This window comes from Candidatus Zixiibacteriota bacterium (assembly GCA_017999435.1).
Lineage (GTDB): Bacteria > Zixibacteria > MSB-5A5 > GN15 > FEB-12 > JAGNLV01.
The window spans coordinates 405705-420732 of the sequence record JAGNLV010000002.1; the positions used below are offsets into that span (position 1 = coordinate 405705).

Consider the following 15028-nt stretch of genomic DNA (forward strand, 5'->3'; position numbering starts at 1 on the left):
CCGTTATTCTCGAAGGCTAACAGACTTTCAGTTCAGTTTTTGATTCGCCATGCTGCTTGGATACGTAGAACTTTGCCGTAGACGTACGCTTGCTTCAGAATTTCGTGGGACGAATGAACCTTTGGTGAGCGCTGCGGGCGATGTCTGCTTGCGGGGCAGTTGCCCGGGTGCACAGGAAGGGAGGTGGATCCACACAGAGAGTCAATAGCTTTTGCGCTTGCAACCGGAGGCGCACGCCCGGGGTCTCGCTCCGGCCCGCGTCTTCGGGTCCTGAGTGGTTAACCATGTATTTGGTGACGTAGAGGAATAAGTTGGGAACACTCTCAAACTCTCGAAAGGAGTTGCGATGACAAGGAAGATTACCTCAGTAGCAATCCTCTCCTTGCTTCTGGTTGCGTTTCTCGGGGTAACGGTGTTTGCCGCCAGCGCGCCGCAACAGACGAAGCGGACGGTGGACAAACAGATCAATGCCTCGATGCAGTATGCCTTCCCGTATCCGGACGAGCAGTCGATTCCGGGTTCGGTGCGGGTACAACCCGGCCAGCAGCTGGGGATTGCCTCTCCGACCGCGTCCCCGGGCTTGGCCGTGGGTAACACGTTCTACGACTACCAGCACAACGGCCGCGTCGGTCGTATGAACGAGACCCGGACGGGCGGTAAGACCATTGCTCACTTCTCGTGGATGTTCCTGCCGAGCGCGGCCCTCGTTGACCGGGCGGCGGCGTACACGCAGTACGACTTCTCGACGCAGCAGTTGTACTCGCCGTTTGCGACGCTGCAGGCGACGGGCGACTATGCCGGCTACGTCAACCTGGATGTGACCAATGACAACCGGGCGGTCGTGACCTGCCACAACCAGGAAGCGGTCGACGCTCACTACGACATCGAAGTCTACTGGGACTTCATGGAAGGGTTCGTGACCTTCGGGTACCGCGACTCCGTCCCGGCGGCGCTCTCGCAGTATGCGAAGCAGCCGCAGGTCGGCACGGACTACAACGAAGTGAACTGGCCCTCGATGGCGTATGTGGAAGGCCCGACCCCGGGCGACACCGTGACCCATGTGTTCGGCCAGGCTTCGCTGCCGGAAGCCGGCGACCCCCAGGCGATCTACTACTTCCGTCGCGTGGGCGCGATGGACGACCCGGCCGCGACCTGGGACTTCCCGCCGAAGGTGGTCGACACGGTGCATGACATCGCGCAGACGGTCGACGGGAATGACGCTGGGAAGACGGCTCTGGTGTGGATTGCGAACGTACCCTGCACCGACGCCGATCCGGACACCGCCTCCTGCGATGAAATCGCCGGGGCGACCCAGTGGAACAACGACCTCTATTATCAGATCTCGCTGGACTACGGCGTCACTTGGCAGCCGCGGGTGAACGTGACCAAGAGCCGGATCGCCCAGGCCGCCGACATCCCGCACTTCCAGCCGTACACCGACCTCGGGATTCTGCTGGACACCCAGGGCGACCTCCACATCATCTGGGGCGCGGCCTACTGGCCGACCGGTTCGACGCTGTACGTGTTCAGCCGCAGCGCCATTCTCCACTGGTCGCAGGACGTGCCGTACATTCGGACGGTGGTCGATGCGACCTGGGAGCCGGGCGACTGCTTCCCGGGCGTGTGGAACCTGACGGTTGCGAAGATGTCGATCTCCGAGTGCCGCAACAAGTTCTATGTGCTGTTCAGCCAGTTTAACGACCGGCCGAACGGCGTGTTGACGGACTGCGCCACCGAGTCGAACCCGGGTTATCCGGACGGCGCGGCGAACGCCGATCTGTACGTCAGCATTTCGAACGACAGCGGTCTGACTTGGGACCGTGCCCGCAACCTGACCAACTCGCGCACGCCGGGCTGTGACTCGGCGAACGGCGCGGGCGGTCCGTGCGACAACGACATGTGGGCGACCATGGCTCGCTTCGGCGACACCCACAATGCCGGCGCGGGCGTGCCGGTGGTTCTCCCGGCCGGCGCCTCGGGCGGTTCCGGCTTCTACCTCGATGTGCAGTACATCAACGACCACTCCGCGGGCGGTATTGTCCAGGACGAAGGTACCTGGCAGAACTCCGACGTGAAGTGGTTCCGGATGCAGTGTATCGACCCGGTGGTGGCCCCGAACCCGGTCTGGAGCCCGCCTGAAATCGGCTTCCCGGCCTGGACGAAGGCTGGTGTGATCTTTGATTCGGTCGTGACCCTCACGAACATTGGTAACACCGCATACTCCTTCACCATCACCCCCATCATGGATGCTGGTCCGCTCTCCGGCTGGTTGAGCTACACCGGTTTCACCAGCCCGGTGAACTCCGGTCTGAACAACACGACCACCGGTACGGTGATTGTCACCCCGACCGGGGCGGTGGCCGGCCAGATCTACCATCTGACCGGGCGTCTGCGGTTCGTCAATGCCCAGATCGGCAACCGGGACTACGAGATCGACTTCATCGTGGCCGACACGGTTGTGCCGCCGGTGTTTGATACGATCGCGACGGCCTGCACGCCGCTGGCGCTGATGGTTCGCAGCGACGGTCTCTTCGGCGGTTCGGATGAGAATATCCAGTGGTACAAGGGCATGGGCCTGGACTACTACGGGGTGGACTGCGACACGACTGCCGGTCCGTACATTTACAGCGGCTCGCCGGTCGTCATGTGGCTGGATGGCTCCGACACGGTGGCCAACTGGACCGCGTTTGACAACGACTATGTCACGCCGTTCGGTTTCTACCCGGTCAGCCATGTCGCCGCACATGCCGCCGGCGACTCCGGCCAGGTGTTCACGAGCACGTTCCTCGTCCGCGACTCCTCGATCGCCATCGAGAAGACGTGGTTTGCGCCGCAGGTTGCCGACAGCTGCAACTTTGTGGTCCAGCGCCTGAAAATCTACTCGAATGACGGCCTGGCTCACAATGACCTGCTGATCGGCGAGGCGGTGGACTGGGATATCCCGTCCGATACCGGCTCGCGGAACGCCTCCGACTTCAACTCGACGTTGAAGCTGATCTGGCAGCAGGGTGCGGAGTACAACGATACGCTGGAGTGCCAGAACAACGACGCGCGGTTCGGCGCGATGAAGTTCCTCGGCATGGCGTACGTGAACGGCCCGACCACCACCGTGCTCAACTCGACGGCCCCGTTCGGCGCCTACACGAAGGACAATCCGACCTACGTGTACGGCAACACCTACGGGTTCAACAAGAGCCAGTTGTGGGAGAACATGAAGGCCGGCGGTTGGTCGAAGTACACGTCGACGGCTCCTGAGTCGCTGTATACCGACCTCCACATGGCCATGACGTTCGACGACGACTACGATCTGGCCGCGACCGGCGCCCTGTACATCTACACGGCGTACATGACGGTCCAGAACGGGACGCTGGCCAACCTCACCACTGTCGCCAACAAGGCGCAGAAGTGGGCGGAAGGCCACGTGATGATCCCGATGGGTTGCTGCAAGCTGCGCGGCGACTTCAACAATGACGGTGCGGTGAAGGTGGCTGACCTGACGGCCCTGATCAACTACCTGTTCCGTGGCGGCGCGGCCCCGAGCTGTCTCGCCCACGGCGACACGAATGGTGACGGGACGATCAAGGTGGCCGACCTGACGCTCCTGATCAACTACCTGTTCCGCGGCGGTCCTGCGCCGGCGGCCTGCTAAGGCCTGAGGGAACAGCAGTAGAGCAACGCATCTACTGACCATATGAGGCCGCCCCGCCTGTGCGGGGCGGCCTTTTTTGTCTTGTCAGAACGGGAGGATGCCGTATATTGTAGGTGGCGATATGTGTCCGCCGGAGATTCGAGTCATACCAGTACTGTGACCGCAAATATCCTCACCGATGCCCGATGGAACCGTACTGGGGCAGGCGATCCAGATGGTCGATAGAGATAGCGTGGCAACGAGTTCGGTTCGCGCCGCCGGCGGCTGCCGGTCGACGGGCGGGCAGGCGCGGCGGCCGGGCTGTGTTCCGGATTATGCTTGAAGTTCTAACATAGAGTGATGGGAGTCCTGTAAGATGATGCGAAAGGTAAGTCTGCTTCCGCTGCTGGTGCTGATTTCGGTTGGCGCGCTTACGGTTACGGCGCCGGCGGTAACGGTACCGGGCGGCGAGCCCCCGAAACCGCTGCTCGTGCCGGGCCGGGTCACGGTGCAGTTCGAGGACAACGTGGCGGTGACGGCGGCGGCCAAGTCGTTCGGCCGCGTGTCGTTCGGCATCCCGAGCCTCGATGCTGTCCTGGCCGACCTGCGCGTGAGCGATTACCGCGCGATTTTCCCGTGGCGGACGGAAAAACCGCCGGTCAATTCCGGTATGCACGACCTCACCCGATTCTACGAGTTCTTCTTCCCGGAGAATGTCGACGTTCGCGATGTGGTCGCGGCCCTGCTGCAGAACCCGAATGTCCGCACAGCCTACCCGGTCTGGGACATGCCGCTGCGGGCGACCCCCAACGATCCGATGTGGTCCAACCAGTGGGCCATGGAACCGGGCCCCCCTGATCCGAATTTCTACACCGCCTGGGATATCGAGACCGGGTCCGATTCGGTGCTTTTCGGGTGTGTCGATTCCGGCGTGAACTACACCCATACCGACCTGGCGCCGAACATCTGGGTGAATCCGGGCGAGGATCTGGACGGCGACGAGGCGGTGTACGACGCGGATGACCTCAACGGGGTGGACGACGACGGCAACGGGATTGTCGACGACCTGATCGGATACGACTTCCTCACCTACGCCGGATCAGTCCCGGCGGGAGAGGACGGCTCGGTCCGGGATCCCAACCCGAACGATTTCACCGGGCACGGGACGCACGTGGCGGGCATCGCGGCGGCCGCCAACAATAACGGCATCGCCGTAACCGGGGCGGCCGGCGGCTGGTTCGGCGGCAATCGCGCCTTCCGGGGCGCCCGGATCATGTGCCTCCGGGCCGGGTACACTTCTACCGACGGCAACGGGTACGTGAATTCCAACGACTGCGCAGCCGCCATTGACTACGCCGTGATGATGGGGGCCGATGTGATCAACGCCAGCTGGGGCGGCGCCAGCATCACCGCGACGGCGGCGGCGAATGCGATCGCGGCCGGGGTGACGTTCTGCCACGCGGCCGGCAACGACGGTTTGGACAACCCGGACGAAATCGATTATCAGACGGGAGTGCTTTCGGTGGCCAACGTCGGGCCGAGTTCGGACATTAAGGCGTCCAGCTCCAACTATGGGTACTGGATCGACGTCTGCGCTCCGGGCGAGCAGATCCTCTCCACCTATTCGGACGAGTACACCGCGACAACCGCTTACCTGTGGGGGACCTCGATGGCCTCGCCGATGGTGGCGGGTCAGGCGCTGCTGATTCGGTCGGCCATGCCGTCGCTGAGCAAGGCGCAGGTGGACTCGCTGATCATCGGCACCGCCGACCCGGTGGAGTACGCCAACCAGCCCCAGTACCACTTCAAGCTCGGATCGGGGCGGATCAACGCGTGGAAGGCGCTCCGCGGCTTGGCAAGCGCGAAGTTCACCGCCGACGTGACCAGCGCCAACGTGCCCTTCACCGTGCAGTTCACCGATTTGTCCCCCTACTCGCCGACCTCGTGGCTGTGGAAATTCGGCACCGGCGACCAGTCGACCGAGCAGAACCCGGCCTATGAGTACACCGCCCCGGGATTCTACGACGTGTCGCTCATTGTCGACGACTCCTCATCGATAGGGCCGGGCGAGGAACACCTTCGCAAGTACATCTGGGCGCGGGCCGACAGCCTGAAGATGGATTCGGTGCAGGTCGGCCTGGGCGAACAGGTCGTGATCCCGGTTTACCTGCACAACACCGGCTACATCAGCGACATCAAGTTCGCTTTCCAGTTGGAGAATCACGACGAGCGGAAGGTGGAGTACGATTCGTTCTCGGTGGCCGGGCTGCGCACCTCCTATTTCGCCTACAAGAGCCTGGTGGGTGAAAACCGGAACACCCAGCAGTTCGCCATCTCGTTGCGGCCGACGCTGGTGGGCACGCCCGACTATCTTCCGCCGGACACCGGGGCGATCGTGAAGCTGTATCTCACCGTGCACACCACGGCGACCCCCAACCAGTTGGTGACGATCGACACGGCGACCGCCGCCGGCCACTCGCCGGTGATCGTGACCCCCTACGGCAACTACTGGCCGGTCCTTACGGTCGGGAAAGTGGCGGTCCGGGCGTGTCTGCGCGGGGACGCCAACTGCGACGGCCAGATCAAGATTTCGGACCTGACCGTTATTATTGCGTACCTCTTCCAGGGAGGGCCCGAACCCGATCCGCGGGGCGGGGATGTGAACGGGGACGGGACGATCGCGATCGCCGATGTCACCTACCTCGTGAACTACCTGTTCCGAGGGGGTCCGCCGCCGATCGAGGACTGACCTGGGACGACTGCAACTGTATGCGGCGGGCGGCCTTGAGCGCCCGCCGCTTTCTTTTGGGCAAATCTTGACGGATCGACATTTTTTATTGACGCCCCTTCGGCCGGGGCCTATCTTGTCGGACAGTGAGAAAGGCGAAATACGTGTAGCGAAAAGCGAAGCGTGGAGAAACAGGAGTTCATGCTCCAGGAGGTGTGCGATCTAAGAGGAATCGATAACGACGGATATTGTCCTAGATAGCGATAAGTTGAGAGTTTCGACAACAGCAGCTACGCATGGAGGCTGATATATGAAGGCGAGATTACTGATTCTTTCCCTGCTGATCGGGATGTTGGTCGCCGGTTCGGCGTGGGCGCGCCCGGACCCGCAGGATCCGTTTGGCTTAATGGACACGGTGATCCTGGTGCCGCAAGGCGACCCGGCATCCGGTCATTTCCAAGTGGAGCTGTGGGTGTACTCGGATGAAGGTCTCTCCGGGGTCACGATCGGTTTCGTCTGGAACAACCCGAAGGTGCAAATGGACAGCGCCAAGGCGTCGGCGCTGACAAGCGGGGCGTTCACGCTCGGGACGTTCTTCTATGAGCAGGCCAACATCACCCTGACGAACACGAATCTGCGCTTCCTTTTCGGCGGTCTGGCCTTCACGTCACCACTGGCCGGAGACGGCTCGGGGCGCCGCCTGTGGGCGACGTACTACTTCAACACCACGGGCTGGACCGATGTCGATGCGGTCACGTTTGATGAAACGGCCTGGGGGCTCGGTACCGATTACTCCTTCGTGGAATTCGACCTCAATACTGAGTTTTACCCGGCGTTCCTGGGAGCGCTCACGGATGTGACGGGCACGGTCCAGGAAAACCTACCGGTGTCGTTCGCGCTGAAGCAGAACTACCCTAACCCGTTCAACCCGGCGACGACGATTTCGTTTGATTTGCCGAGCAAATCGAATGTCCGGTTGACGGTGTACAACGTCCTCGGTCAGGAGGTGATAACCCTGATCGACCGGGAGATGGATGCTGATCAGCATTCGGTGAGCTGGGATGCCTCAAAGCAGGCCTCGGGGGTGTATTTCTATCGGCTCGAGGCGGGCAGTTTCACCGAGACCCGTAAGATGTTGCTGCTGAAGTGACCTCTGACGGTCCATAGCTTCACAAGGCTACTTGAAGCCCCCGTTTCGACGGGGGCTTTTTCTTGGCAAAATGGCCCGACCTGTCAGTTTTTGCCACCTCTCGTTTAAGTTATTGTTGTGCAATCAGTTAAATCTTTCATGTTGACTTTGTCTCAGGCATGTGATATTTTGCTTTTTTGCGGTAGCTGGAAAATTCACGTTAAGCTGTTGATATATAAGGCGTTACAATGTTAGGAGTAATCGGGAATCGTTTCTCAATTGGTAAAGAAACTTATCCGCCGTTCTCGGCCGAGCTCCATTATTTCCGAATTGACAAGCGACACTGGTCCATCTGTTTTGAGCGGATCAAGCGGGCGGGATTCCGCATTATCGCAACCGCCGTGCCCTGGAATATCCACCAGGACCAGACCAAGGCGTTTGATTTTGCGGGGATGACGGATCCGCGGAAGGATCTGATCGTTTTCCTGGAGCTGGCCCGGGAGTTTGGGTTCAAGGTGATTCTTCGACCGGGGCCGTGGGTGGCGGGCCAGTTGCCCTATGGCGGTCTGCCCAAGCACCTGTTCAATGATCTGAAAGTGTTTGCGCGTGACGCACAGGGGCAGGAGCGGGAGTTGCCGGCCGACCACGGGGTCAAGGCGGGTTATCTCCCGAGCTACCTGCACCCGAATTTTCAGTTTCATCTGAAGACGTATTTCAAGGCCCTGATCGAGACGACGAAAAACTATGTCCACCCGCGCGGGCCGGTGTTCATGGTGGAGCTTGATTACGAAACCTCGTTCGGCCGCCTGCTGGACCCGGCGAGCGCCGACTACAATCCGGATGTGCTGGCGGCCCACTACCCCCGGTTTCTGCGGGAGCTGTATCAGGACGACATCAAGAAGCTCAACGCCCAGTACCGGACGAAGTACGCGGAGTTCGAGGCGGTCGAGCCGCCGCGGAAGTTCGCCGAGCTGGAGATGAAGGACTACCCGCCGGTGCTCGACTGGCTCCGGTTCCGGGAGTACATCCTGCGGACGTATTTGCAGACGGTGGAGGACTTGTTCACGGCGTACACGGTCGAGCCGCTGATTTTCCGTTCGCTCTATATCCGGCCGGGGGATCTCCTCCCCGCCTACAATCTCGTGCCCGAGGAGATGGCGCCGTTTCTGGGGAGCAATGTTTTTCCCGAGGGGAACTACTTCGATCTGGTGATCAAGGCGCGTTTTCTGAAAGAGGAGTACGGTTTCGCATTCGCCTCGTCGTTCGTCTCGGGGCGGGCGGCGGCCGATCCGGAGCGGGAGCAGCGCATCGCCCCGGTGTGCAACAACGAACGGCGGTTCTACCTCGCGGCCGGGTTCGCAGCCGGGTTCAAGGGCATGAACCACTACATGTTCGTGGACCGCGAACACTGGTACGGCGCGCCGCTCCACCACGACGGCACGGTCTCGGACGGATACCGGGTGATCCAGCGGTTCAACACGGCGATCACCGAGATCGGTCTGGAGGAAATGGAATCCCGGCCCCAGATCGCGGTCGTCGGCAACCGCCTGTATTCCTGGCTGCAACTGACCGATACGTCGAAATCGTTCGCCTATCTCCCCCGCCTGCTCAACGAGTCGACGGTTGGTTTTTGCCGGGACCTGACCCGGCTGAAGCTGAATTTCGGCGTGCGCGAAAACAGAGACTGGTCGACGATGAGGGACTATAAGGTACTCTTCATTCCCTCGGCCGAGGTCATGGCGCAGCGGGACCAGGAAGCGATTGTCGAGCTGGTGAAAAACGGCCAGACGGTCATCATGTGCGGGCTGATGCCGAAGTACGACGAGCATTTCCGGGACTGCAAAATCTTGTCGAATCATTTCCGAATCAAGACGACCGTGGACACGCGGATCGGGACGATCACCTGCAAAGACGGCGCGGAGTTCCCGGCGTACCTCTACGGGAGCATCGCGGCCGGGGACGACGCCAAGACGCGCAAGACGGCCAAGTGCGGGGCGAAGGTCGTGGGGGTGACCTCGGCCCGGTCGAAAGGGAACTTCATCTTCTTCGCTTTCGACATCGCCTCGGGCGGCAACCACAAGAAGCTGGCCTTTATCGAGGCGGTGCTCGAGTCGGAAAAGCAGGTGTCGCACCTGTACTGCTCCGATCCCTCGGTCGACGTGGCGTTCCACCTGGGGTCGAAGAAGTCGCTGCTGTACGTGGTGGCGCCGCCGGCCGGGGAGCTGTCGGACGGGTTTGAGGCGAAGACGAAGGAGGTCATAATCCGGGCGGACCTGAAGGGGCTGGGGTTCGGTGCGGTGAAAGTCAAGCTCACCGACCTGTTCGGCGATCCGGAGAATCCGACGGTTCTGAAGTCGTCGGCCAAGGAACTGCAGGAGGGACTGCCGCTCCGCCTCAGTTTTCCGGACGGGCTGGTGTTCCTGGTCGAGAAACGATAGCGGGGAATCACTCATGCGGCGAGGTGGAATGCGGCGCCGGCTCGGGCTCGCGGCGGTGCTGCTCTTCGGGGTTGTCGGTCCGGCCTGCGACGGTATCCGGGTGACCCGCCTGTATCAGGAGGGGGCGGCCGTGACCGCGGCGCCTCTGGCGACGCAGGTGGGGGAGGAGATTTTCCGCCGGGGGGGGAATGCGTTCGACGCGGCGGTAGCGATCGGGTTCGCTCTCGCGGTCGTCCACCCACAGGCGGGGAATCTCGGCGGCGGCGGTTTTGCCGTGATCCGGTCGGCGCAGGCGGATACGGTGCGGACGCTTGATTTTCGCGAGACGGCGCCCCGGGCGGCCACCGGCGGCATGTACCTGGCCGACAGCGTGACGGTGATCGCGGAAGCGTCGACCGTCGGGGCGCTCGCCGCGGGCGTGCCCGGCACGGTCGCCGGGCTCTACGCGCTGTGGCAGGCCTACGGCTCGATGCCCTGGGAAGAGCTCGTGCGGCCGGCGGCCCTGCTGGCGGACAAGGGGTTCCCGGTCGATGCGTTTCTGGCGAATTCGCTGCGCGCCTACGAACACCAGTTGTCCCGGTTCGACGAGACGCGGGAGGTGTTCTTCTCCGACGGGCGGCTCCCGGCGGCCGGCGACACGCTGGTCCAGCCGGATCTCGCCCAGACCCTCTACCTCATCGCGGCCCAGGGGCCGGAAGGTTTCTACGCGGGACAGGTGGCGGACAGCATCGCGGCGACGATGCAGAAGTACGGCGGCCTGATCACGCGCGAGGATCTCGCGGAGTACCGGGCGGCGTGGCGGGACCCGGTGTACTTTCGTTTCGACTCGCTGGACTGCTATTCGATGGCTCCGCCCTCCTCGGGCGGGCTGATGGTCGGGCAGATTCTGAAGCTTCTGGAGCCGCACTCATTTTCCGGTTGGAGGCCGGACTCGCCGGCCTACATGCACCTGTTCGCTGAGGCGGCCCGGCTGGCCTACGCCGACCGGGCGGAGTATCTCGGCGATCCGGCGTTTACCAAGGCGCCGGGGAATCTGCTCGACCCGGGCTATCTGGCGCAGCGGCGGCTGCAGATCGACACACTCCACGCGACGCCCTCGGAGTCGGTCTCCCCCGGCCTGGCGCCGGCCCCGGAGTCGGACCAGACGACGCACTACAGCGTCTGCGATGCCGAGGGGAACATGGTGGCGGTCACCTACACGATCAACACGTCGTACGGTTCGGCGCTGGTGGTGGGCGGGGCGGGGTTTCTGCTGAACAACGAGATGGATGATTTCGCGATCGCCCCGGGCGTGCCGAACACCTACGGGCTGGTCGGGGGGGCGGCCAACCGGATCGAGCCGGGGAAGCGGATGCTGTCGTCGATGGCCCCGCTGCTCGTGCTTGTCGATGGGCGGCCGTTTCTCATTCTCGGGTCGCCGGGCGGCTCGCGGATCATCACGACCGTGGCGCAGACGCTTCTCAACTTCACTCGGTTCAAGTTCCCCCTGACGGAGGCGTTGGCGCAGGCGCGGTTTCACCACCAGTGGCTGCCGGACACGCTATATGTGGAAACGGGAGGGTATGATGCGGCCACGGTGCGGGCGCTGGCCGGTTACGGGCACGCCGTGAAGGAGCGGGAGGCGTTCGGCGACGTGCAGGCGATATTTATCGACGACCGCGGATATATGAGCGGGGCGTCCGACCCGCGGGGCCGGGGAACAGCCGGGGGGCTTTAAGCAGCGGCACACCGACAGCGGGCCGGCGCGAATCAGGCGGGATAACTCGGCGGCGGCGGCGGAGGGGTCGGCGGAGGCGGATACGACGGGGCCGCGGGGGCGGGCGATTCGACCGGGCGGCGGCAGTTGCGCACGCCCAGGGCGATGGCGCCGGCGCCGGTCACGCCGACCAGCAGGTACACGAGATTCCCCAGGTAGGGCACCTCGAAGATCACGAACAACAGCACCAATCCCAGCAGGAGGTTCCACCAGCTCAGGAGAGCCGGGCGCGCCCGTTTCAGCAGCAGCGCCCCCGCCAGGTATGCGACCACGATCTTGCCGGAATAGAGCATGATGGCGGCAGAGACGGAGGCGAAGCTGGCGATGGGCAGGGCGAGCGTGGAGAAAATCACCAAAAAAGCGCCGAGGACGACTCCCTGGCCCGAGACCAGGATCAGGCCGGTGATGACGAGGACCAGGGCGATGATGAATGTCAGAGCGGCCAGGGTAAAGCCGATGAGCACGAGGAAGCCGACGGCGATGGAGACGACCAGGCGCGCGCGCAGCTGGTTGAGCGACTCCTCGGCATGGCGCCGGAAGACGGCGACGAGGATGATGCCGAAGAGGAACGCGGCGAGCAGTTTCGCGACGCAGAGAATCGGCCCGGCGGTCCACGGCGACGGCTCTCCGTCTTTCGCCTCTTCCGCCGGCGGCACCCAGGTCACGGTGCCGGCGACAGTCGCCCCGTCGGCAATGACGAGATCCCCCTCGGAGGGAGACCGGTAGGTGAGATTGCCGGTGATGACGGCGGTGGAGGCGATCTCGGCGCGTTTGGCGGCGCGCAGATCGAGATCCCCCTCGATCGTCCCTTCGATGATGAGGGACGACCCGGAGACGTAGGTGTTGCCGGTGATGGTGCCGTAGAGGCGCACATTGTTGCCGTAGATGCGGGCGTCGCGCCCGACCACCGCCGCGCGGTTGATAGTCACTTCGTTAGCGGCGAGCAGCAGCGACCGGCCTACGGAGCCGTCGATGATGACGGTGCTGGCGAACCCGCGGAGGCTCCGCTCGATGTGTCCGCGGTGGGTCAGTTGGTAGGCCAGGACGTTGGCCGACCCGGTCACATCGCCGTTGATCTGGAGGCTGTAGACGAACGCGGTCAGCTCGCCGTCGACGAACCCGTCGACCGTCATGTTCTGGGAGTAGGCGTAGACGTCTTCCTCGATGCGGTGCAGGTTGGAGATGTGGAGGTTTTCCTGGCGGAGGAAGACCATGCCGGAGGCGGCGCCGGCCAGGGACACGGTCAGGAGGACGATAGTGAAGACGGCACGCAGCAGGAGGCGCGTCGCCCGGCCGGGTGTATGGTGGGCGGTTCTCGGCATACCACTGTGTCTACGCCGGGAGGCGGCGTAAGTTGCTGAATGTATAGGAAACGGCGGGGGGCAATAAAAGCAAAAAAAGCGGCCAATGGGCAGGGGCGCGAGTGCTCGGCGCCGAAAAATGAGGCCTTGCGGGAGAGGAAAAAACCGGCATATTGCGGTCAGAGCCGCTGCCCGGCCCGACCCGCGCGCCGGGGGCGGCGCGAGGGAGCGTACATGAACGTACTGGTCTATCTGTTCGGGGCAATCCTTCTCTACATGCTGGCGTTTCGATACTACGGGCGGTACCTTGGGCGGCAGGTGGGGCTGCAGCCGGAGCGGCCGACGCCCGCGGTGGAGTTCAACGACGGCCGGGATTTCGTGCCGACCCGGCCCTCGGTGCTGTTCGCCCACCACTACTCGGCGATCGCCGGGGCGGGGCCGATCATCGGCCCGACCCTCGGCATCCTGTACGGGGTCGGCCCGGTGTGGCTGTGGGTGGTGCTCGGGGCCATATTCTTCGGAGCGGTCCATGATTTCGCGTCGCTGTTCGCCTCCATTCGCGAGCGGGGATCGTCGATGGCGGAGATCGCCCGGAGGGCGCTGGGGCCGACCGGATTTCTGCTGTTCATTCTGTTCACCGTCGTCTTGATCGTCCTGGTCACCTCGGCTTTCCTCTCGCTGACGGCGGTGTCTCTGACGTCGCTCTGGCCGCTGGATAGCCTCGGGCTCGATGAGAGCCAGACGCTGCTGCGGGTGCGGCATGAGAACGGGGTGGCGATGGGCGTGATCGGGGGGATTGCGTCGACCTCCGTGATCGTGATCACCCTCGCAGCGCCGGTGCTCGGTTACCTGGTGACCCGGAAGCAGATCGCGACCTGGCTGGCCTACCTGATCGCGCTGGCGGTGGGGGCGCTCTCGGTCTGGGTGGGGTTCCGCATCCCGGTCGGTTTCGCGCCGACCACGTGGATGTACGTGATCGCAGTCTACACGCTTTTCGCCTGCGGTCTGCCGGTGTGGCTGATCCTACAGCCGAGGGATTTCGTCAACGTGCAGATCCTCTACGCGGGGATGGGGGCGATGATGCTGGGGGTGCTGGTCATGGGACTGCAGGGTCTCGCGGTGAGCGCACCGGCGCTCAACCTCGCGGAGGGGAGCGCGAAGCTCGGGCCGGTATGGCCGTTCCTTTTCATCACGATCGCCTGCGGGGCGATCTCGGGTTTTCACGCGCTCGTCTGCGGCGGGACCTCGTCGAAACAGATCGCCCGCGAGGGTCAGGTGCGGACCATCGGCTACGGCGGGATGCTGCTGGAGGGATTGCTTGCGGTCCTCGTGCTCATCACGATCGGCTCATCGCTGTCGTTTCCCGAATACATGCGGGTAACGTGGCCCGAGGTCGGGGCGGGCAATCCGATCCTGGCCTTCTCGTTGTCGATGGGGCATCTTCTGGAGGGGGCGTTCGGGATTCCCTTGGCCTACGGGGTGGTGTTCGGGATTCTGACGGTGGAGGGGTTCCTGATCACGACGCTGGATGTGGCGGTGAGGTTGAACCGGTACCTGTTGGAGGAGTTTTGGCGCACGGTTATTCCCAATCCTCCCAAGCTCTTAACAGAATTTTGGTTCAACTCGGCGGTGGCCGTGGTGCTGATGCTTGCGCTTGCTATGTCCAATGGATACAAGCTGATATGGCCTTTGTTCGGGTCGACGAACCAGCTTCTGGCCGCTTTGACCTTGATTGCGGTCACGGTCTGGTTACATCGGGCCGGTCGGAGCAGTTGGTACACGCTCATCCCGGCGGCTGTAATGATCTGCACAACAATAGCTTCGTTAAGTTACTACCTGGTGACCACCTACCTTCCGACGGGGAACGTGGTGCTCGCGGGGACCGATATCGTTTTGCTGCTTTTGGCGCTGGGCGTGCTGGGGCTGTCGCTTCGCGAATTCGCACGGGAGCGATTGGCCGCCGCCGGCCGCGCGGCGCCGTCATAAGCTGTTCGGGCGCATTAACGTTCATCCGATTCAGCCGATATAACGGAAGAAGCGGATGGAAA

General features: G+C 63.1%; 7 protein-coding genes. 6 read left to right on the forward strand and 1 reads right to left on the reverse strand.

All coding sequences use genetic code 11. The features are described 5' to 3' along the window. Nucleotides 1-346 precede the first annotated feature (346 nt). The 5 genes from KA261_07160 (at nucleotide 347) to ggt (ending at nucleotide 11640) form a co-directional block, all read left to right on the forward strand. Entirely contained in the window at nucleotides 347-3649 is a 3303-nt protein-coding gene (locus KA261_07160; GenBank protein MBP7697576.1) for a hypothetical protein, read from the forward strand. A gap of 355 nt (nucleotides 3650-4004) precedes the next feature. Then, the gene (locus KA261_07165; protein MBP7697577.1) at nucleotides 4005-6377 is read left to right on the forward strand and encodes a S8 family serine peptidase; all 2373 of its coding nucleotides are present in this window, start codon (nucleotides 4005-4007) and stop codon (nucleotides 6375-6377) included. A gap of 289 nt (nucleotides 6378-6666) precedes the next feature. Continuing rightward, nucleotides 6667-7506: a T9SS type A sorting domain-containing protein gene (locus KA261_07170; protein MBP7697578.1), complete on the forward strand. Its 840-nt coding sequence runs from the start codon at nucleotides 6667-6669 to the stop codon at nucleotides 7504-7506. 227 nt (nucleotides 7507-7733) lie between these two features. Then, nucleotides 7734-9923: a beta-galactosidase gene (locus tag KA261_07175; protein MBP7697579.1), complete on the forward strand. Its 2190-nt coding sequence runs from the start codon at nucleotides 7734-7736 to the stop codon at nucleotides 9921-9923. A gap of 13 nt (nucleotides 9924-9936) precedes the next feature. Beyond that, nucleotides 9937-11640, forward strand: a complete 1704-nt coding sequence (gene ggt, locus KA261_07180) for a gamma-glutamyltransferase (GenBank protein ID MBP7697580.1) — start codon at nucleotides 9937-9939, stop codon at nucleotides 11638-11640. A gap of 32 nt (nucleotides 11641-11672) precedes the next feature. Here the strand turns inward: ggt and KA261_07185 are convergent, their stop codons facing one another. Then, nucleotides 11673-13001: a hypothetical protein gene (locus KA261_07185; GenBank protein MBP7697581.1), complete on the reverse strand. Its 1329-nt coding sequence runs from the start codon at nucleotides 12999-13001 to the stop codon at nucleotides 11673-11675. 213 nt (nucleotides 13002-13214) lie between these two features. Here KA261_07185 and KA261_07190 point away from each other — a divergent pair, with 213 nt between their 5' ends. Next, entirely contained in the window at nucleotides 13215-14966 is a 1752-nt protein-coding gene (locus KA261_07190; GenBank protein ID MBP7697582.1) for a carbon starvation protein A, read from the forward strand. The last annotated feature ends 62 nt before the right edge of the window (nucleotides 14967-15028 follow it).

What these genes read in the sequence shown, in the direction of transcription:
- KA261_07185 (MBP7697581.1), bottom strand. Translation starts at nt 13,001, where the DNA reads ATGCCGAGAACCGCCCACCATACACCCGGCCGGGCGACGCGCCTCCTG.
- KA261_07175 (MBP7697579.1), top strand. Translation starts at nt 7,734, where the DNA reads ATGTTAGGAGTAATCGGGAATCGTTTCTCAATTGGTAAAGAAACTTAT.
- ggt (MBP7697580.1), top strand. Translation starts at nt 9,937, where the DNA reads ATGCGGCGAGGTGGAATGCGGCGCCGGCTCGGGCTCGCGGCGGTGCTG.
- KA261_07190 (MBP7697582.1), top strand. Translation starts at nt 13,215, where the DNA reads ATGAACGTACTGGTCTATCTGTTCGGGGCAATCCTTCTCTACATGCTG.
- KA261_07160 (MBP7697576.1), top strand. Translation starts at nt 347, where the DNA reads ATGACAAGGAAGATTACCTCAGTAGCAATCCTCTCCTTGCTTCTGGTT.
- KA261_07165 (MBP7697577.1), top strand. Translation starts at nt 4,005, where the DNA reads ATGATGCGAAAGGTAAGTCTGCTTCCGCTGCTGGTGCTGATTTCGGTT.
- KA261_07170 (MBP7697578.1), top strand. Translation starts at nt 6,667, where the DNA reads ATGAAGGCGAGATTACTGATTCTTTCCCTGCTGATCGGGATGTTGGTC.